The organism is Vibrio kyushuensis (genome assembly GCF_050337325.1).
GTDB classification, from domain to species: Bacteria; Pseudomonadota; Gammaproteobacteria; order Enterobacterales; family Vibrionaceae; genus Vibrio; species Vibrio kyushuensis.
The window spans coordinates 46,578-67,204 of record NZ_JAKJSV010000004.1; the positions used below are offsets into that span (position 1 = coordinate 46,578).

Below are 20,627 nucleotides of genomic sequence, written 5' to 3' on the forward strand. Positions count from 1 at the left end.
GTAAAAGCGCCAAAATGTGGCGCTTTTTTAATTTTTTTAAACGCCAATTGGGTAACTTTGACTCTCAAGCACTGGTATGAGTTCATTGGAACATTCAAACCATAAACATCGACTTTTAGCTACTCTAGAGACTTTTTCATAGGTTGAGGGAGAAAATTGTAACTTTTAGCAATTATTTCTTGAGTTCTTTTGCTGAAAATCTTATAGATGGTGTATTCCCTTTTTAAAATACACGGAGAGTTTTGTGATGAGAGTCGGTTTAGTCGGTTGGCGTGGTATGGTTGGTTCAGTACTAATGCAGCGTATGGTCGAAGAGAAGGATTTTGATTTAATCGAACCTGTTTTTTACAGTACTTCACAGATAGGCATTCCAGCACCTAAGCTAGGTAAAAATGACGCTGGTATGTTGCAAGATGCATTTGACATTGAAAGCTTGAAGCAACTTGATGCAGTTATTACCTGTCAAGGTGGCGGCTACACTGAGAAAGTTTACCCAGCGCTACGTCAAGCAGGTTGGAAAGGCTACTGGATCGATGCGGCTTCTACTTTACGTATGGACGCCGAGTCAATTATCACATTAGATCCTGTCAACCTTGCTCAAATTCAGCAGGGGATTCACGGCGGCACTAATACGTTTGTTGGTGGTAACTGTACCGTGAGCTTGATGCTGATGGCTCTTGGCGGTCTTTATGAAAAAGGCATGATTGAGTGGATGAGCGCAATGACCTACCAAGCTGCCTCTGGCGCTGGTGCTAAAAACATGCGTGAGCTTATCTCCCAAATGGGGGTGATCAACGACTCGGTAAGTTCTGAACTGGCAAACCCTGCAAGCTCAATTTTGGATATCGATAAGAAAGTTGCGGAAACTATCCGTTCAGATTCGTTTCCTACGGATCAATTCGGTGCTCCTTTAGCCGGTTCTCTGATTCCTTGGATCGATGTTAAGCGTGAAAACGGTCAAAGCAAAGAAGAGTGGAAAGCGGGCGTTGAAGCGAACAAGATTCTAGGCTTAGATGGTCAGCCAATCCCTATTGATGGTACTTGTGTACGAATCGGTGCCATGCGCTGCCACGCTCAAGCATTGACGATTAAGCTTAAGCAAGATGTGCCAATGGATGAGATTGAAGAGATTATAGCGACGCACAATGATTGGGTTAAAGTTATCCCTAATGACCGTGACATCACAGCTCAAGAGTTAACTCCTGCAAAAGTAACCGGCACGATGTCAGTTCCTGTTGGCCGTCTACGTAAGATGTCTATGGGTAACGATTTCCTAAACGCATTTACGGTGGGTGACCAATTACTTTGGGGTGCTGCAGAACCACTACGCCGTACTCTTCGTATTATTCTTGCTGAAAAACAGTAATTGTAAATATAAGTTCCATTTAAAAAAAGCGCCTTTACGGCGCTTTTTTTGTAACTAGAGTAGCGAGGAATTTGCTCTAATCGTCTATAGGGATGATTCGTTTATCTGGGTCTGCTAATTCTCCGCCACAATACTTACAAAAGTGTGCATCGGACTCGTGTCCTGATTTGGAGCAATTTGGGCAGCGTACCAAGTTACGATGTGCATTCATTTCTTGATTGAGTTCTGCGGTGATGATCCCCGTTGGTACGGCGAGTATAGAGTAGCCGAGCAGCATAGTTAATGAAGCAATGGCTTGACCAAAAGGAGTTTGAGGAACGATATCGCCGTAACCAACGGTGGTTATGGTCACTATTGCCCAATAGATGCTTTGTGGAATAGAGGTAAAACCATTTTCTGGCCCTTCAATTACGTATATCACTGAGCCAAGAATAATCACCAGAATTCCTACCGTGCTAAAGAAAATAAGAATCTTTCTTTTTGCCATAAGCAGCGATCGCAGCAATATATTAGAGTCTTGCAGGTATCTCACAAGCTTTAGTATTCGGAAAATACGCATTACACGCAGCATTCGAATCGCACTGATATAGGACGCAGCGGGGAAGAAAATGGCGATATAAGTCGGTAGGATAGCGAGCAAGTCAATCACACCGTAAAAACTCCGCACGTAAGCCGTGGGCTTTGGCGAGCAATATAGCCGTAGTAAGTATTCAACGGTAAATAACGCGGTAAAACCATATTCCAGATACATGAAAGTATTGGCCCATTGAGCGTTTAGTGCAGGAATAGAATCCAGAACCAATACGATCAGCGACGCAATAATGGCGACAATAAGGCTGATATCAAAGATTCGTCCGGCTGGTGTATGTGTACCGAAGATAATGACGTAAAGATGATGTTTTAAAGAATGGCGTGGCATGAATGGTCGCGTGATTTCTAATCAATATGCTTATAATACAATTTTCACAATAAAGAGGCGAGTATGATCCCTCGCCTCAATTTAATTAAGCTAGCCCGGGAAATAGATTACGTAATCCGTTGGCAATAAATTCTATGCCTAGTGCACCAAGAATCAAGCCCATGATACGAGTAATCACGTTAATCCCTGTTTGACCAAGGAAGCGAACGATCAACGGTGCCGAGCGAAATAGCAGCCATGAGCAAAAACAGAAAAGAGCTATAGTAAAGATGATGCCTACCGTATCTAAAGCACTTGGGTAGCGAGAACCATAAACAATTGTTGAGCTAATTGCACCTGGGCCGGCCATTAAGGGCATGGCTAGAGGAACAACGCCGATTTGTTCTTTCGTTACGTACTCTGATTTTTCTTGTTTGTTCTGCTTATCTTCACCGAGCTTACCACTCATCATTGAAAAGGCGATGCTTAGTAACAGCAGGCCGCCTGCCACGCGAAATGAATCGAGAGAGATACTAAACATGTCTAATAGCACCTGACCTGCTAATAAAGAGATGATGAGTATCATCGCAACGGCGATGTTGGCAGTCCGGGCTGTTTTGTTTTTCTCTTCAACAGTCATATGTCCAGTCAAAGAGACAAATATCGGCATAATTCCAATTGGATTAACAGCCGCGACAAGTCCGAGAAAAAACTGCAAAAATATAGCGATCTCAAATGAAGTCATAGCAATAACTCTGTAAAAAAGTAAGTGTGGATGATTTGCGGCGATTCTAGGATAAATCCTTACGTTGTACGAGGGTTATTGGCCGAGAATATAATGATTTTTTCTTGGTCTACTGATGTAATTTAACTAATCCGATTTATTAGCGTTTGGTCATCGTGTTGCATTGCGCGAAAAGTTAAATCGCTCCGCAAAAAAATGCGTTCATTCCCACATTTATGACATTTATAACGGTCATAAATGTCACATCCATCTCAAAAAAGTATAAGCTCGTAGCACGGAAAAAGTTCCGGTATGTGTGCTTTTTTGTAGGAAAATGAAATTTTTTTACAGTTTTTTGAAAGTTATATATTTTTATTTGTCTGTTTGTGTAATTTTTCAACATTTAAGGTTTGTTTAGTTTCCCTTTGTTTTCAGGGGGTTATGTTGAAGTTTAGGTTTGGTGCACTACTTTGTAGGTAATTGCCATTTGAGAACTGATCTGAGTCAATTTCTTTCGCGGTATGAAATATTATACTCAGTCCTGAAAGCAATTTACTAAGTCTGTGTCGTAAGTGTCGGCCTTGACAGAGGTTTTAATCAGCCTCCCAACGCAATCTTAATAAAAAGTTTTTAATATTATTTATTTTAGGAGATCCACTATGCCTGTAACTAACTTAGCTGAACTAGATGCTCTAGTAGCTCGCGTAAAAGCGGCTCAAGAAGAGTTCTCAACTTTTTCTCAAGAAAAAGTAGATGCAATTTTCCGCGCAGCATCATTAGCAGCTAACCATGCTCGTATCCCTCTAGCGCAACAAGCGGTAGAAGAGTCTGGAATGGGTATTGTTGAAGATAAGGTAATCAAAAACCACTTTGCTTCAGAATTCATTTACAACAAATACAAAGATGAAAAGACGTGTGGCATCTTAGAAGAAGATGACAGCTTAGGCACAATGACTATCGCTGAGCCAATCGGTATTATCTGTGGTATCGTTCCAACGACGAACCCAACGTCTACTGCAATCTTCAAATCTCTCATCTCTTTGAAGACTCGTAACGGCATCATCTTCTCTCCACACCCACGTGCTAAGAACTCTACAAACGACGCAGCTAAGCTTGTTTTAGACGCAGCAGTAGCAGCGGGTGCTCCAAAAGACATCATCGGTTGGATTGACCAACCTTCAGTTGAGCTTTCTAACGCGCTTATGAAGCACGACGGTATTGCACTTATCCTTGCGACTGGTGGTCCAGGCATGGTTAAAGCAGCATACTCTTCGGGCAAGCCTGCTATCGGTGTTGGTGCTGGTAACGTGCCAATCGTTATCGACGAAACCGCTGACATCAAACGTGCAGTTGCTTCTATTCTAATGTCTAAAACATTCGATAACGGCGTAGTGTGTGCTTCTGAGCAAGCAGCTATTGTAGTTGACGAAGTGTACGACGAAGTGAAAGAGCGTTTCGCTTCTCACAAAGCGTATGTATTAAGCAAAGCTGAAGCCGATAAAGTACGTAAAGTTCTTCTAATCGACGGCAACCTAAACGCGAAAATCGTTGGTCAACCTGCTCCTGCAATTGCAGAAATGGCCGGTGTTAAAGTTCCTGCTGATACAAAAGTACTTGTAGGTGAAGGTCTTGGTAAAGTAAGCATCGAAGACGAGTTTGCTCACGAGAAACTGTCTCCAACACTTGGTCTATTCCGCGCTGACGATTTCGAAGACGCTGTTGCTCAAGCGGTAACTATGGTTGAAATCGGCGGTATCGGCCACACTTCTGGTCTTTACACTAACCAAGATACTAATACTGACCGTATTCGTTACTTTGGTGACAAGCTAAAAACAGCACGTATTCTTGTAAACATCCCATCTACTCACGGTGGTATTGGTGACCTTTACAACTTTAACGTTGCACCGTCTCTAACTCTTGGTTGTGGTTCATGGGGTGGTAACTCTATCTCTGAGAACGTAGGTCCTAAGCACCTTATCAACAAGAAAACTGTAGCGAAGCGAGCTGAAAACATGTTGTGGCACAAACTACCTAAGTCTATCTATTTCCGTCGTGGTAGCCTTCCAATCGCTCTTGGCGACCTAGAAGGTAAGAAACGCGCATTCCTAGTAACTGACCGTTTCCTATTCAACAACGGTTACGCTGATGACGTAGTTCGCCTTCTTAAAGCTCAAGGCATCGAAGTCCAAGTATTCTTCGACGTAGAAGCGGATCCAACTCTATCTGTAGTAGAGAAAGGTGCTGAAGCAATGAACAGCTTCCAACCTGACGTTATCCTAGCTCTAGGTGGCGGTTCTCCAATGGATGCAGCTAAGATCATGTGGGTTATGTACGAGCACCCAGAAACGCACTTTGAAGAACTAGCAATGCGCTTTATGGACATCCGTAAACGTATCTACAAGTTCCCTAAAATGGGTAAGAAAGCTGAGCTAGTATGTATTACTACTACTTCAGGTACAGGTTCTGAAGTTACTCCGTTTGCTGTTGTAACTGACGACAAGACAGGTGCTAAGTACCCACTAGCTGATTACGAAATTACGCCAAACATGGCTATCGTTGATGCTAACCTAGTAATGAACATGCCTAAGTCTCTAACAGCGTTTGGTGGTTACGATGCAGTAACTCACGCTCTAGAAGCATATGTTTCAGTTCTTGCTAACGAGTACTCAGACGGTCAAGCTCTTCAAGCACTTAAGATGCTTAAAGAGTACCTACCTTCTAGCTACAAAAACGGTGCAGCTGACCCAATCGCTCGTGAGAAAGTACACAATGCAGCAACAATCGCTGGTATTGCGTTTGCGAATGCTTTCCTAGGTGTGTGTCACTCAATGGCTCACAAGATTGGTGCTGAGTTCCACCTTCCACACGGTCTTGCTAACGCACTACTTATCTCTAACGTTGTACGTTACAACGCGAACGATAACCCAACTAAGCAGACTGCTTTCTCTCAGTACGACCGTCCACAAGCACGTCGTCGTTATGCAGAAGTTGCTGACCACCTAGGCCTGAGCCAAGCTGGTGACCGCACTGCACAGAAGATTGAGCGTCTACTAACTTGGTTAGAAGAGCTTAAGAAAGACCTAGACATTCCACTATCTATTAAAGAAGCGGGTGTGAACGAAGCTGACTTCATCGCTAAACTAGATGAACTAGCGGTAGAAGCGTTTGATGACCAATGTACAGGTGCAAACCCTCGTTACCCTCTAATTACAGAGCTAAAAGAAGTTCTTACAACTGCATACTTCGGTACTGCGTATGTTGAAGGCGAAACTTTTGAAGGTACGACTGTAATTAAGAAAAAAGCTGACCAAAAAGCAGCAAAAAAGAAGTAAGACTTCTTAAGTTATAAGATGTTTCGCTAGCACGAAATGTTGACTAAAAAACCCCAGCCTTTGGTTGGGGTTTTTTTATGCCTAAATATTTAAAGCTTGGAAATTAGTCCCCTTTATTACATGAGGAATAATCGTTATTCCATTAATTGTACATTGTTTCTTTATACTCTATTGGATAACTCTGGCTCAATAGGACTACCTAGGTATGAAACGCGTAACTCTACTATCACTGGCAATGGCTTTTTCATTAAGTGCCAATGCTAACTTAATTATTGATAAATCTGGTGTTGACGAGAAAGACTATGTCTACGACATGCACCAATGTGAAGAGATGTCTAATCAAGTACAAAAAGATACACGTTCTCGTGGTGCGGTAGGTGGTGCATTAAAAGGTGCTGCAATTGGATCTGCTGGTGTTGCTATTGCAGGTGGGTCAGGATCTGAAGGTGCTAAGAAAGGTGCGGCTGTTGGTCTAGGTGCAGGTGTAATTGGCGGAAGCCGTGATCGACGTGAGAATCAAGCGAACTATGAACAAGATCAGCAAACCGTAATGCGTAACTGCATGACAAACCGTGGTTATGTTGTGCTGAATTAATCGTAAAAATAAAAGATAACCTTGAGAGGAAGCGATGTGCTTCCTTTTTTATTACCTACAGTTTGGGCGTAGAGGTTAGTGGGTATGAAAAAGGCTTACCCTTAGGTAAGCCTTATAATGATTTGATGCTGTGTCAGTTGGCTGTGATGCTAGAGTTAGCCAGCTAATACGTCAGTAGCAACCTTGTAGCTAGGGTCTTCTTTTACGTTTATCTCAACTAAACTACCCGCTTTGTGTAGCAATGCACGACAATCAGGACTTAGGTGGCGTAAATGCAGAGTCTTCCCTAGAGTAGAGTACCTTACCGCCAAGGTTTCGATTGCTTCAATCGCTGAGTGGTCGGCAACGCGAGATCCTGCGAAATCAACGATGACGTCTTGAGGGTCATTTTTAAAATCAAACAGTTCTAAAAAGTTAGCCGCTGAACCAAAGAAGATAGGGCCATTGATGTGGTAAACCTTTGAGCCTTCGTCATTTAATGTGCTGCTAGCGTAGATGTGTTTTGCGTGTTCCCATGCAAACATTAGAGCAGAAACAATAACACCCACCGCGACAGCTATAGCAAGGTCTGTAAGTACCGTCACTATAGTCACCAGTACAATAACGAAGAAGTCTTGCTTAGGTACGCGACGTGCTAGCTTAAAGGTCGCCCATTCAAACGTACCAATAACAACCATAAACATCACACCAACTAATGCTGCTAGTGGGATGATTTCAATAAGTGCCGAAGCAAATAGAATGAATGCAAGTAGTGCTAGTGCAGCAACAATGCCTGATAGACGACCACGACCACCTGAGTTTACATTGATCATTGATTGACCAATCATTGCACAACCACCCATTGCACCAAAGACTGAACAAGTTACGTTTGCAAGACCTTGGCCTACACACTCACGGTTTGATTTACCACGAGTATTGGTCATTTCATCAAGTACAGTAAGCGTTAGCAAAGACTCGATAAGACCGATTGCAGCAAGGATAATCGCGTAAGGCAGAATGATTTGCAGTGTTTCAAAGTTGAACGGTACCATCGGGATTGAGAACGTTGGTAGAGAACCCGCAAGAGTCGCGTTGTCGTCACCCGACATAGTGCGTAGGAAATCCACAACAGTATTTGTGTCTAAGCCCAAGCCCATGACGAGCAAGGTGACAGTTACAATCGCGACTAGAGAAGAAGGGACTGCTGTTGTCAGCTTAGGCAGAAAGTGGATGATTGCCATAGTAAGAGCGACTAACCCAAGCATAACCATCATTTCACCTTGCGGTAACCAAGCTAGTACACCAGAGGCATCGGGCGTTTTAAATTGTCCTAGTTGCGCAAGGAAGATAACAATCGCGAGGCCGTTAACAAAACCGATCATAACCGGGTGCGGAACCATTCGAATAAATTTACCGAGCTTAAAGATACCGGCAGAAATTTGTAGCAAGCCCGCTAACATAATAGCTGCAAACAAGTATTGAACGCCATGAGTAGCAACAAGGCTAACCATAACAACGGCCATCGCACCAGTAGCACCAGATATCATGCCGGGGCGGCCACCAAAGATAGAGGTAATAAGGCCAACGATAAAGGCGGCATACAAGCCAACCATCGGGTCAACGCCTGCAACAAAAGCAAACGCAACGGCTTCAGGCACAAGTGCTAGCGCAACAGTTAGCCCCGATAGGACATCATTTTTTACAGAATGTTTAGAAAACTGTGGAAATTCGAACATGGTTACTCAGTATCGTCGGTTGTGGGTTTGTCCTTAAACAACACTTCCTATAAATAGAGCAAAAATCAGAGATAGAAGAACAATCTATTTTGAAGTGTGACTAAGTGTGAATAAGTATGAATCGGCGCATGCTACCGAAAAGTGTGATTAAGTTCAATGATTAACCTAGTATAGGTTAATTTCGTCTATGGCTAGTTTGATATGGTAAAAAAAAGGCTGCTAAATTAGCAGCCTTTTCAATACTTATTGAGCTATGAACAATTCAAGGTATTAGTAACCTTGAGGTTTCGTCATTCCCGCACCAGCTTGACTGCGAGCAACTTGACTGCCTGCGCCTTTCGCTTGGTAGCGTTCAGCTTTTAATGGCATAGCAACAACTTCAATCTCTTTAATCTCTTGAGGTCCAGGAGCCTTTGTCATCACTGAAGTAGCATGTGCTTTTACACGACTCGCTTTCACTGATTGAGCTGGCTGAGGTTTAGCCTTAGTTTCCACGACAGGCGCTTCAACAACAGGAGCAACTTCTGGTTGAACTTCTTGAATCGATTCAGTTTGCACTGGAGCTTCAACTTCAACTACGTTCACTGGTGCTTGCTCAGCTTTAGCTTGTTGTTGAACTTCCACAACAGGTTTTTCAATAACCGTCTCATTCACTTCAATATTAGCGTCAACAGTCACCTCGGTTGCAACTACTGCTGCTTCTACGATAGGTTTTGATTCAGCAACCTTCGTTGAACGAACAATAATCTTACCCATCGCCATCTCAGGCATAGCGAAACCGGCTGAAGCGACAACATTTGTCTCTTCAACTAGAGCTGGCTGAATTTCTGCTTGCTGCTTGTAGTTAGGCTTAGCTAAGTCATAGCGAGGCATCACTTTACCCATAGCCATCTCAGGAGAAGCTACACCACCTTTACGTAGGCGGAATGGGTTAGGGCGACGATCACGACCGCGACGACGGCGCTGTCCGCTTGCACGTAAGTGACGAGGAGAGCGGCGGTTACGACGTTGCTTCGGCTGCTCTTCTTGAGCGGCGTCTGTAGACTCAACGTTTACTTCAACTTGTTCCGCGGCAACGACTGCTACAGCAACTTCTTCAGCTTTAATTTCAACTTCAGCTTGCTGTTGTTGAGCATTAGAGCGAACCTTCTTGCTTAGCTGGCGACGCTGACGGCGTTCTTTAAGTTTTACCGGCTTTGGCTCAGGGCGTACTTCTTGTTGGTCAACTTGTGCATCTGCGGCAATTTGTTGGCCTTGCTCTGCAACCTTAGATACTTTTGTTTCATCACGGTTGTTACGACGATCCTGCTTAGGTTTACGATTATTAGGCTTACGTTCTTGTTTCGCCTTCTCTTCAACGGTAGGAGCTTGTTCGTCACGAGCAGGTTTACGCTTGTTACGATCACGATTGTCGCGATTATCTCTGTTGTCACGGTTATTGCGACGACGTTGATCATTACGGTTTCTGCGTGGACGTGTATTACGTTGCTCAGCGGGCTTCTCTTCCTTAACTTCTACTTTAGCTTCTTCAGGAGAACCTGAGAAGAAGTCGCTCAATGCTTTAAGCATACGAGAAATAAGGCCTGGTTCTGCTTTTTCAGCAGGAACAGATGCTTTAGGTGCTTCGGCAGGTTTTGGTGCCGGAGCTGGTGTCGCTGCGGTTTGCGCTGGAGATGCAAAGCCTTTTAGAGCCGGTTCTTCAATCTTGCGCAGTTTAACTTCTTGCTCAGCAGGCTCTTTGCTTTCCGCTTCTTTTAGAGCGTCAATCTTTTGAGGAAGTAGGTAAGAAAGAAGATCGAATTCTTCACCTTCACGGACACGAATAACCTCGAAGTGAGGTGTTTCCATATCTGAATTAGGAACAACAGTGATCTTAACTTCTTGGTTCTTCTCAATGTGGTTAACTGAGCGACGTTTTTCATTTAGAAGGTAAGAGGCGATTGGCACAGGAACAACAGCTAATACTTGAGCTGTATTGTCCTTTAGTGCTTCTTCTTCAATCAAGCGAAGTACAGATAGCGCTAAAGATTCGTTATCACGTACCACACCAGTACCTGTACAACGAGGACAGATATGGTGGCTAGCTTCTGCCAATGAAGGGCTTAAGCGTTGGCGTGACATCTCTAATAAACCAAAGCGCGAGATACGACCAATTTGAACGCGTGCACGATCTAGACGAACGGCATCACGAAGGCGGTTTTCTACTTCACGTTGGTGGCGAACTGGTGTCATATCGATGAAGTCGATAACAACCAAGCCACCCAAGTCACGTAGACGCAGTTGACGAGCAATTTCATCAGCCGCTTCAAGGTTTGTATTTAATGCTGTCTCTTCGATATCGCCGCCTTTAGTTGCACGAGCAGAGTTGATATCGATAGAAGTAAGAGCTTCTGTTGGGTCAATAACAATTGAGCCGCCAGATGGAAGACGAACTTCACGTTGGAAAGCTGATTCAATTTGGCTTTCGATTTGATAGTGACTAAATAGAGGCACCTCACCGTCATACTTTTTAACGCGACTAACAAAGTCAGGACGAATTAAACGAATATGCTCAAGAGCGCGTTCATAGATAGTGTTGCTATCAATCAGTATCTCACCAATATCACGACGTAAATAATCGCGAATTGCACGTACAATAACGTTGCTCTCTTGGTGGATAAGGAAAGGCGCAGAGTTAGAGTCAGATGCCTGTTTGATAGCGCCCCAATGGTTTAATAAAACATTAAGGTCCCACTCTAGCTCTTCTGCACTTTTACCAACACCAGCAGTACGAACAATTAGTCCCATGCCTTGTGGTAGTTCAAGTGTGCTCAGTGCTGCTTTAAGTTGGGTACGCTCATCACCTTCGATACGGCGAGAGATACCGCCAGCACGAGGGTTATTTGGCATAAGAACTAGGTAACTACCCGCAAGTGAAACGAAAGTCGTTAATGCAGCACCTTTGCTGCCACGCTCTTCTTTTTCAACTTGGACAATAACTTCTTGTCCTTCTTTCAATACTTCTTTGATGTTTGGGCGACCCTGGTAGGTGTAGCCTGCTGGGAAGTATTCGCGAGCAATTTCTTTAAGAGGAAGGAAACCGTGTCTGTCTGCACCATAATCAACAAAAGCAGCTTCTAGGCTTGGTTCGATACGGGTAATACGGCCTTTATATATATTTGCTTTCTTTGATTCGTGTCCAGGACTTTCAATATCTAAATCAAACAGTCGCTGGCCATCAACCAAAGCAACACGCAACTCTTCTTTTTGAGTTGCGTTAATTAACATTCTTTTCATTTAATAATCTCATTATCTTTCTTTATATTAATTGTTCTTATTGCTTTAGTTCGTTTTCACGGTGCCAGATCCCATGGCTAAAAAGTGCAGCCTCCCGGCTGGAGGGGATGCTCTATGGGCACGTCAGTTGTCACAAACTCTAAAGCTTGTGACCCGCGAGTTGCGGAGAATACTCAACATGAAAATACGACGAGTAGAGCAATAAGTTGACTTAATTCAGAAGAGTCTTACGCCAGTTGCGGCACTACGGAATAAAGTAATCTACTCAGTTAACTGTGCTATATCACGTTTGATTTTGTTTAAATAATCATCGAAGCGTGAATTGCAGCTGTGAACTATAGCAGTGCAAAGAAATCACAGCAATCTGCTTTGTTATAAACAGGCAAAAAAAAACAAACTTTACTCTTTCAATTGCTCGGTATTCTATTGTTTTCCTGTGTATTTCTATCTTCATTAGGTCAATGTTTGATAGGGCGTTTATTTTTTATCCACAGCCAAGAGTGGAATACCGCTTAAGGGTTACTTCATATGTAATATCAATATATCTTGCATAAGAAAATATGAAATATAGCGTGTTTGGGTGATACAATAGCGAAATGAGTGAAATTAGAACTAAAGTCCAATTTGTCGATATCGATGAAGACATGGCTGGTCAGCGTATTGATAACTTCTTGCGCAACCAATTGAAAAATCTTCCCAAAAGCATGGTTTATAGGATCGTGCGTAAAGGTGAGGTAAGAGTAAATAAAAAACGCATTAAAGCTGAATACAAGCTCCAAGCCGGAGATATTGTTCGCATTCCTCCCGTTACGCTTGAAGAGAAAGATGATGACCCCGTCATTAGTACCAAGCTAAACAAGGTAGCGCAGCTTGAAAGCAATATCATCTTCGAAGACGATCACCTTCTGATCTTAAACAAGCCATCAGGTTTAGCGGTTCATGGCGGAAGTGGTTTGAAGTTTGGTGCAATCGAAGCGTTACGTGCTTTACGCCCAACAGCAAGGTTCTTAGAGTTAGTGCATCGTATCGACCGGGATACATCAGGCATTCTATTGGTTGCTAAGAAACGTTCAGCTCTTCGCCACCTGCAAGCTCAATTTAGAGAAAAAACGGTTAAGAAGTTTTACTTTGCTCTTGTAATGGGTCAATGGAAGGGTACGTGTAAGGTAATCAATGCACCGTTGCTGAAAAATGAAGTAAATAGCATTGTGCGTGTTAACCCGAAAGGGAAAGCGTCTGAAACACGTTTTAAAATTATTGAAAAGTTTGATGATGCGACGTTAATTCAAGCAAGTCCAATAACGGGCCGTACACACCAAATTCGTGTTCATGCCCAGTATGCGGGTCACCCGATAGCTTGGGATGACCGTTATGGTGATCGTCGCTTTGATGCCTATACCGGAAAATGTGGTTTAGACCGACTGTTTTTACATGCTGCCAATATCAAGTTTATTCATCCATCAACGGAAGACAGTGTAGATATCAGTGCACCGATGGAAGCGAAGCTAGAACGTGTGATTAAGTCACTTAAATCAAAAAATAGATAACGATTATCATTAATGAAAAGCAGCTAATCTACACACAGATTACGTTAGCTGCTTTTTCAATTCTTATTTCCTAAAAATAGCTAACGTAGAACATCAAACCCTTGTGAATTAAGCATGCTCACTAATTCAATTAACGGTAATCCAATCAATGCGTTTGGATCTTTTCCCTCTAATTTCTTAAATAGAACAATGCCTAATCCTTCACACTTAAAACTTCCCGCGCAATAAAACGGTTGCTCTTTGTCTATGTAGTTTTCAATGGTTCTTTTATCTAATTGACGAAAGTGAACATGAAATTCGTCAACAATGGTCTCGCAAAGTTTTGTTGCCGAGTTATAAACGGTCAAACCAGTATAAAATGTGATCTTTTTTCCACTCTGGGCACTAAGTTGAGCTATTGCTTTATCACGATTTAAAGGCTTTCCAACGATATTTCCGTCGATAACACAGACTTGATCACTGCCTATTACCAAGCTTGGTTTTTCAACGTGACAAGATGTGGCTTTTACTTGTGAAAGGCGCGAGACTAACGCTTCAGGGCTTTCGTTTGGGAGCGGTGTTTCATCACAATCTGGTTGCGCTGTTTCAAAGGGAATCGATAGCTTACTAAGCAGCTGTTGCCTAAATGGCGAAGTCGAGGCCAATATTAGTTGGTAATTGTGCATTTTTAGATACAATGTGTGGGTTTTAGACCACAGCATAACTTAATCGTTACTGTTGTTTATAATTCTCTCTCTTGAAAGGCAAAAAAGTCCAACTTTTTTACCTTTTTCTTTGACTAAACGTATTTTGAAAGATAAGATTCGCGCCCTATGCAAAAGGTAAAAATACAACGCACGGTTCATCCTGCAAAAACGGCACAAAGAAGAACAGACATAGATGGCATCATCCAAGTCAGTCTTCTGAAACGTTTAGAGGAAGCAACCGAAGGCGTTAAACGCGACGCAGAAGTCTCAGTGTCATTTGGGCTTGATGAACAGCGACTCGTAGTTATCTCTGGTAAAGCTAACGTCGAAGTCGACTTGGAATGTCAACGCTGTAATGAGGTTTTCACACATAGTTGTGATGTCCAATTCACATATACTCCTTGTAATGAGAAGAGTGAAGAGGAAGCACCGGAAGAGTACGATTTGGTAGATCTGAACGAGTACGGTGAGTTAGACCTGATTGAGTTAGTTGAAGATGAGTTCATCTTAAATTTGCCACAAATAGCAATGCATGACGAAGCGGATTGTAGCGTTAATTCAAATAACATGGTGTTTGGTGAAATTCCTGAAGAAATTATTGAGGAAGAAGAAAAACCGAACCCCTTTGATGTTTTAAAAAACTTAAAGCGCTAACTTATTAACAAGTAAGTATCTTTAAGAATTTACATAGGAGTAGGGTCAATGGCCGTACAAAAGAGCAAGAAATCACGTTCAATGCGTGGCATGCGTCGTTCACACGATGCACTTACTACAGCAGCACTTTCTGTAGATGCAACTTCAGGTGAAACTCACCTACGTCACAACGTGACTGCCGAAGGTTTTTACCGTGGCAAAAAGGTTATCAACAAGTAAGGTTGACCTTTGCAAAATATAACCGTTGCGCTTGATGCAATGGGCGGGGATTTCGGTCCTCGTGTTACAGTGCCTGCCGTCGTGCAGGCACTGTCGTCTTTCCCAGAGCTAAAAGTCATTTTAATAGGTGATCGGACTTCGATCACAACTCAATTATCTTTACTTGGTTATGACACCAATGATCGCCTGATCATTGAACATAGTGACCGAGTCATTTCCAATTTCGAAAAACCTTCTCTAGCTTTACGTAACAGTGCTGGTACGTCGATGCGAATGGCGATTGATGCTGTTGCTAGCAATCAAGCCGATGCATGTCTCAGTGGCGGAAACACAGGTGCTTTAATGGCATTGTCTCGTTTTCGTTTAAAACTACTTCCTGGAATTGAAAGACCAGCATTAATTTCAGCGTTGCCCACAGCCCAAGGAAACAAGACTTGGATGCTAGATTTAGGGGCTAATGTTTCTAGTGATGCAGATTCCCTATTTCAGTTTGCTGTAATGGGGAGTGCCTTAGCAGAGCAGTATTTATCAAGGCCAGCGCGCGTCGCTATCCTCAATATTGGCGCAGAAGAAATCAAAGGCAACGATCTTGTTAAGCGCTGCTCAGAAATGCTATCTCAAACTCAATCTGTTAACTTCATTGGCTATATAGAAGGCAATCAGTTGCTTCATGACGCGGCAGATGTGGTCGTTTGTGATGGGTTTGTAGGCAATGTGTGTTTAAAAGCATGCGAAGGTACCGCTCAACTCTTTATCGATAAGCTCAAATCAAGCATGATGAAGAGTTCCATCAAAGGGTGGGTGGCTAGGAAATTATTTTCAGGTCTATTTGACGAGTTAAAAACATTGAACCCCGACCAGTATAATGGTGCAAGTTTGCTAGGATTGCGCGGTATTGTTATTAAAAGTCATGGAAGTGCCGATGTATCTGCCGTCGTTAATGCGATTGGCGAAGCGGTACATGAGGTCAAGCGACAAGTTCCTAGTCGTATTAGCGATCGTTTAGAAGCGGTTTTACTCGAGAGGCATTATTAGTTTTCATGTATAGCAAAATATTAGGCACAGGCAGCTACCTGCCATCTCAGGTGCGTACAAACGCAGATCTAGAGAAAATGGTAGAGACAAGCGACGAATGGATCGTGACTCGTACGGGCATTAAAGAACGTCGTATTGCAGCTGAAGACGAAACGGTTGCAGATATGGCTTATCATGCAGCGGAAAATGCCATTGAAATGGCAGGCATCGATAAGAACGATATTGATTTAATTATTGTCGCGACAACAAGTAGTAGCCATGCATTTCCTTCATCAGCTTGCCAAGTTCAAGGTAAGCTCGGTATTAAGGGTTGTCCTGCATTTGATATTGGCGCGGCATGTTCTGGATTTGTTTATGCCTTATCTGTAGCAGATCAGCATATTAAGACTGGCATGTGTAAAAACGTGTTAGTGATTGGAGCAGATGCACTGTCTAAAACGTGTGATCCAACCGATCGTTCAACCGTCATTCTATTTGGTGATGCCGCTGGTGCTGTTGTTATTGGCGCAAGTGAAGAGCCGGGTATTCTATCGACTCACATCTATTCTGACGGCAAGTTTGGTGAGTTATTGAGCCTTGGTGTACCTGAGCGCGGTGGCGATGCTGATAAATGGTTGCATATGGCTGGCAATGAAGTCTTTAAGGTTGCGGTAACTCAGTTATCGAAGCTTGTTAAAGACACTTTAGCGGCAAATGATATGGATAAATCTGAGCTTGATTGGTTAGTACCACATCAAGCGAATTATCGAATTATCTCGGCGACAGCTAAAAAACTAACGATGTCGTTAGATCAGGTCGTTATTACACTAGATCGACACGGTAATACTTCTGCAGCCACTGTCCCTACAGCGCTTGATGAAGCGGTTCGTGATGGGCGCATTCAACGTGGTCAGATGCTCTTATTGGAAGCATTTGGTGGTGGTTTTACTTGGGGTTCAGCACTGGTTAAGTTCTAAACTCTTAATAATTTTTAGGTTAAGGCGCACTTGTCGAGGTTAAACCGACGTTGGTGTGCCTTTTCTCTTTCATAAATATGTTTAAGGAAAATAACAATGAGCAAATTTGCTATCGTATTTCCAGGTCAAGGTTCTCAAGCCCTCGGTATGCTTGCAGAGCTAGGTGAACAGTTTGATGTTGTTAAGCAAACCTTTGCTGAAGCATCGGATGTTCTAGGTTATGACCTTTGGGCTTTAATTCAAGATGGCCCTGCTGAAGATCTAAACCAAACGTTCCGTACTCAACCAGCATTACTAGCCTCTTCAGTGTCTATCTGGCGTGTATGGCAAGAGCTTGGTCTTGAGCAACCTGAAAATCTAGCGGGTCACAGCTTGGGCGAATACTCTGCACTAGTATGTGCAGGCGTTATCGATTTCAAACAAGCAATTAAATTGGTTGAGCTACGTGGCCAGTTAATGCAAGAAGCAGTTCCTGCAGGTGTTGGCGCAATGTACGCAATTATTGGTCTCGATGACGAGTCAATTGCAAAAGCTTGTGAAGCAGCAGCGCAAGGCGAAGTGGTTTCTCCGGTGAACTTTAATTCTCCTGGCCAAGTCGTTATTGCCGGTAATAAAGATGCAGTTGCTCGCGCGGGTGCACTATGTAAAGAAGCAGGCGCAAAACGTGCGCTTCCACTTCCTGTTTCAGTACCTTCTCACTGTGCTCTAATGCAGCCAGCAGCAGACAAACTTGCCGTTGCTCTTGAAGAGATTGAGTTCAATACGCCAACGTTGCCTGTTATTAACAATGTCGACGTAGCAGCAGAAACCGATCCTGCAAAAATTAAAGCCGCTTTAGTTCGTCAATTACACAGCCCAGTTCGTTGGACTGAAGGCGTTCAATTGATGAGTGAGCAAGGCGTAGAAAAATTATTAGAGTTTGGCCCTGGTAAAGTTTTAACTGGCCTGACGAAACGAATCGTAAAAACACTGACAGCAGCACCTGTGAATGACAGTGCATCTTTAGATGCCGCTAAGTCTTAATCAAGTAATGCTTTAGTCGTTAAGAACACAAGGAATAACAAATGATGAACCTAGAAGGCAAGATTGCCCTAGTTACAGGCGCAAGCCGTGGTATTGGCCGTGCAATTGCAGAATTGTTGGTTGAACGTGGCGCTACAGTGATTGGTACAGCGACAAGTGAAAATGGCGCAGCTGCGATCAGCGAGTATCTTGGCGAGAATGGTAAAGGCCTTGCACTTAACGTGACTGATGTAGACTCAATCGCTGCAACATTGAAGACAATCAATGACGAGTTTGGCGTTATCGATATTCTTGTAAATAATGCAGGTATCACACGCGACAATCTTCTAATGCGTATGAAAGATGATGAGTGGAACGATATCATCGACACTAACCTAACGCCTATCTTCCGCATGTCTAAAGCGGTGCTTCGCGGCATGATGAAAAAGCGTAACGGTCGTATTGTAAACGTGGGTTCTGTTGTTGGCACAATGGGTAACGCAGGACAAGCAAACTACGCAGCGGCAAAAGCAGGCGTGATCGGTTTCACTAAGTCTATGGCACGTGAAGTAGCTTCTCGCGGTATCACGGTTAACACTGTCGCTCCGGGTTTTATTGAAACAGATATGACGAAAGCTTTGAACGATGAGCAACGTGCTGCCACGTTATCAAACGTTCCAGCAGGTCGCTTAGGTGACCCTCGTGAAATTGCATCAGCAGTCGCATTTTTAGCGTCTCCTGAAGCGGCTTACATCACGGGTGAAACTTTGCATGTTAATGGCGGCATGTATATGGTTTAATACCACAGTTTTTGACATTTAGAATGAGTTTAAATTTAAACTTGCTCTACACTGTTGAGAACTTGACTGCATCATGCTCAAGAGTTGTGCATGATTTAAGTCAAAAATGTACTGAATTTCGGTTAAAATCGCTAAAATTGTGGTTTGACCAGCAAGGTCTCTCTTGCAACTTTCAATAGTTTGAATAAACTACGGAATCATCGCATTTAGGCGACATCTGTAAAGGAAAAAGAAAAATGAGCAACCTCGAAGAACGCGTAAAAAAAATCATCGTTGAACAGCTAGGCGTAGACGAAGCAGAAGTTAAAAACGAAGCTTCTTTTGTTGACGATTTAGGTGCAGATTCTCTAGATACAGTTGAGCTAGTAATGGCTCTAGAAGAAGAATTTGATACTGAGATTCCAGATGACGAAGCTGAGAAGATCACTACTGTTCAAGCTGCTATCGACTACGTAACCAGCGCTCAGTAATATCTCTCCCAGGCGGCTTTCTAGCCGCCTGTGTTTTTTCTAGTATTTCTATACCTTTCATAGAACAATTTCAATTCCGGAGAATTATATCGTGTCCAAGCGTCGTGTTGTTGTCACTGGCATGGGTATGTTGTCACCGGTAGGCAACTCTGTAGAATCTTCATGGAAAGCCCTGCTCGCCGGTCAAAGCGGTATCGTTGATATCGATCACTTTGACACTACCAATTTTACTACTCGTTTTGCAGGTTTAGTTAAAGACTTTAACTGCGAAGAGTATATGTCTAAAAAAGATGCTCGTAAGATGGATTTATTTATCCAGTACGGCGTCGCGGCAGGTATCCAAGCAATGGATGACTCTGGCCTACAAATCACTGAAGAAAATGCTCCACGCGTTGGCGTAGCAATTGGTTCAGGTATTGGCGGCTTAGAATTAATCGAAAAAGGGCACAATGCTCTTCTCGAAAAGGGTCCCCGTAAAGTAAGCCCATTTTTTGTTCCATCAACAATCGTAAATATGGTTGCTGGACACTTATCTATCATGCGTGGCTTACGCGGTCCAAATATTGCTATCTCTACAGCATGTACTACAGGTCTTCATAATATTGGTCATGCGGCTCGTATGATTGCTTACGGTGATGCTGAAGCTATGCTAGCTGGTGGATCTGAAAAAGCATCATGTGAACTTGGTATGGCAGGTTTTGGTGCAGCTAAAGCGCTTTCAACTCGCAATGATGAACCTCAAAAAGCTTCTCGTCCTTGGGATAAAGACCGTGACGGTTTTGTTCTTGGCGATGGCGCTGGCATGATGGTACTTGAAGAGTATGAACACGCTAAAGCTCGTGGAGCAAAAATCTACGCTGAACTTGTTGGTTTCGGTATGTCTGGTGATGCTTATCACATGACATCACCAAGCGCAGACGGATCAGGTGGTGCGTTAGCGATGGAAGCTGCAATGCGTGATGCTGGTATTACTGGTGAGCAGATTGGCTACGTTAACGCTCACGGTACTTCAACTCCTGCAGGCGATGTTGCAGAAGTTAAAGGCATTAAACGTGCTCTAGGCGAAGCTGGTTCAAAACAAGTATTGGTATCATCAACGAAATCAATGACGGGTCACTTACTGGGCGCTGCAGGTTCTACTGAAGCAATCATTACCGCTCTGTCTTTAGTTGATCAGATTGTTCCACCAACGATTAACCTTGATAACCCAGAAGACGATTTAGATATCGATCTTGTTCCACATACCGCTCGCAAAGTGGATATGGAATACGCTGCGTGTAACTCATTTGGTTTCGGCGGAACAAACGGTTGTTTAATCTTTAAGAAGATCTAAACAGGCGAAAGTCTTAAAT

17 protein-coding genes are annotated in these 20,627 nt (G+C 43.2%); 12 read left to right on the plus strand and 5 right to left on the minus strand.

Going from position 1 to position 20,627, the window contains the following annotated elements; genetic code table 11:
- Positions 1 to 247: 247 nt before the first annotated feature.
- Positions 248 to 1,366, plus strand: a complete 1,119-nt coding sequence (gene asd, locus L4D20_RS09415) for an aspartate-semialdehyde dehydrogenase (protein ID WP_428801726.1) — start codon at positions 248 to 250, stop codon at positions 1,364 to 1,366.
- A 76-nt stretch (positions 1,367 to 1,442) separates the two neighbouring features.
- Here asd and L4D20_RS09420 read toward each other — a convergent pair whose 3' ends face one another.
- Entirely contained in the window at positions 1,443 to 2,285 is an 843-nt protein-coding gene (locus L4D20_RS09420) for an ion transporter (RefSeq protein ID WP_428801327.1), read from the minus strand.
- Between the two features lie 85 nt (positions 2,286 to 2,370).
- The gene (locus L4D20_RS09425; RefSeq protein WP_428801328.1) at positions 2,371 to 3,009 is read right to left on the minus strand and encodes a YchE family NAAT transporter; all 639 of its coding nucleotides are present in this window, start codon (positions 3,007 to 3,009) and stop codon (positions 2,371 to 2,373) included.
- 638 nt (positions 3,010 to 3,647) lie between these two features.
- On the opposite strand from L4D20_RS09425, the gene adhE reads away from it, so the two are divergent.
- Entirely contained in the window at positions 3,648 to 6,320 is a 2,673-nt protein-coding gene (gene adhE / locus L4D20_RS09430; protein WP_428801329.1) for a bifunctional acetaldehyde-CoA/alcohol dehydrogenase, read from the plus strand.
- A gap of 205 nt (positions 6,321 to 6,525) precedes the next feature.
- Positions 6,526 to 6,915 (plus strand): glycine zipper family protein, encoded by a 390-nt coding sequence (locus L4D20_RS09435; RefSeq protein WP_428801330.1) that lies wholly within the window; start codon positions 6,526 to 6,528, stop codon positions 6,913 to 6,915.
- Positions 6,916 to 7,070: 155 nt separating this feature from the next.
- On the opposite strand, the gene L4D20_RS09440 is transcribed toward L4D20_RS09435, so the two are convergent.
- The gene (locus L4D20_RS09440) at positions 7,071 to 8,630 is read right to left on the minus strand and encodes a SulP family inorganic anion transporter (RefSeq protein WP_428801331.1); all 1,560 of its coding nucleotides are present in this window, start codon (positions 8,628 to 8,630) and stop codon (positions 7,071 to 7,073) included.
- Positions 8,631 to 8,900: 270 nt separating this feature from the next.
- Positions 8,901 to 11,906: a ribonuclease E gene (rne, locus tag L4D20_RS09445; protein WP_428801332.1), complete on the minus strand. Its 3,006-nt coding sequence runs from the start codon at positions 11,904 to 11,906 to the stop codon at positions 8,901 to 8,903.
- A 596-nt stretch (positions 11,907 to 12,502) separates the two neighbouring features.
- Here rne and rluC point away from each other — a divergent pair.
- The gene (rluC, locus tag L4D20_RS09450) at positions 12,503 to 13,453 is read left to right on the plus strand and encodes a 23S rRNA pseudouridine(955/2504/2580) synthase RluC (RefSeq protein ID WP_428801333.1); all 951 of its coding nucleotides are present in this window, start codon (positions 12,503 to 12,505) and stop codon (positions 13,451 to 13,453) included.
- 80 nt (positions 13,454 to 13,533) lie between these two features.
- Here rluC and L4D20_RS09455 read toward each other — a convergent pair whose 3' ends face one another.
- Positions 13,534 to 14,118 (minus strand): Maf family protein, encoded by a 585-nt coding sequence (locus tag L4D20_RS09455; protein ID WP_428801727.1) that lies wholly within the window; start codon positions 14,116 to 14,118, stop codon positions 13,534 to 13,536.
- A gap of 147 nt (positions 14,119 to 14,265) precedes the next feature.
- On the opposite strand from L4D20_RS09455, the gene yceD reads away from it, so the two are divergent.
- The 8 genes from yceD (at position 14,266) to fabF (ending at position 20,608) form a co-directional block, all read left to right on the plus strand.
- Positions 14,266 to 14,793 carry a 23S rRNA accumulation protein YceD gene (gene yceD, locus L4D20_RS09460; RefSeq protein WP_428801334.1) on the plus strand — a complete coding sequence of 176 codons (528 nt, stop codon included), beginning with the start codon at positions 14,266 to 14,268 and terminating at the stop codon, positions 14,791 to 14,793.
- A gap of 48 nt (positions 14,794 to 14,841) precedes the next feature.
- Entirely contained in the window at positions 14,842 to 15,012 is a 171-nt protein-coding gene (rpmF, locus tag L4D20_RS09465) for a 50S ribosomal protein L32 (RefSeq protein WP_004737376.1), read from the plus strand.
- A 9-nt stretch (positions 15,013 to 15,021) separates the two neighbouring features.
- Positions 15,022 to 16,047, plus strand: a complete 1,026-nt coding sequence (gene plsX / locus L4D20_RS09470; protein ID WP_428801335.1) for a phosphate acyltransferase PlsX — start codon at positions 15,022 to 15,024, stop codon at positions 16,045 to 16,047.
- A 5-nt stretch (positions 16,048 to 16,052) separates the two neighbouring features.
- On the plus strand, positions 16,053 to 17,003 hold the full coding sequence (locus L4D20_RS09475) for a beta-ketoacyl-ACP synthase III (protein ID WP_428801336.1): 951 nt from the start codon (positions 16,053 to 16,055) through the stop codon (positions 17,001 to 17,003).
- A 96-nt stretch (positions 17,004 to 17,099) separates the two neighbouring features.
- Positions 17,100 to 18,026, plus strand: a complete 927-nt coding sequence (gene fabD, locus L4D20_RS09480; protein ID WP_428801337.1) for an ACP S-malonyltransferase — start codon at positions 17,100 to 17,102, stop codon at positions 18,024 to 18,026.
- Positions 18,027 to 18,070: 44 nt separating this feature from the next.
- Positions 18,071 to 18,805, plus strand: a complete 735-nt coding sequence (fabG, locus tag L4D20_RS09485) for a 3-oxoacyl-ACP reductase FabG (protein ID WP_428801728.1) — start codon at positions 18,071 to 18,073, stop codon at positions 18,803 to 18,805.
- 236 nt (positions 18,806 to 19,041) lie between these two features.
- Positions 19,042 to 19,275 carry an acyl carrier protein gene (acpP, locus tag L4D20_RS09490; protein ID WP_012603569.1) on the plus strand — a complete coding sequence of 78 codons (234 nt, stop codon included), beginning with the start codon at positions 19,042 to 19,044 and terminating at the stop codon, positions 19,273 to 19,275.
- Between the two features lie 91 nt (positions 19,276 to 19,366).
- Positions 19,367 to 20,608 (plus strand): beta-ketoacyl-ACP synthase II, encoded by a 1,242-nt coding sequence (gene fabF / locus L4D20_RS09495; RefSeq protein ID WP_428801338.1) that lies wholly within the window; start codon positions 19,367 to 19,369, stop codon positions 20,606 to 20,608.
- Positions 20,609 to 20,627: the final 19 nt, after the last annotated feature.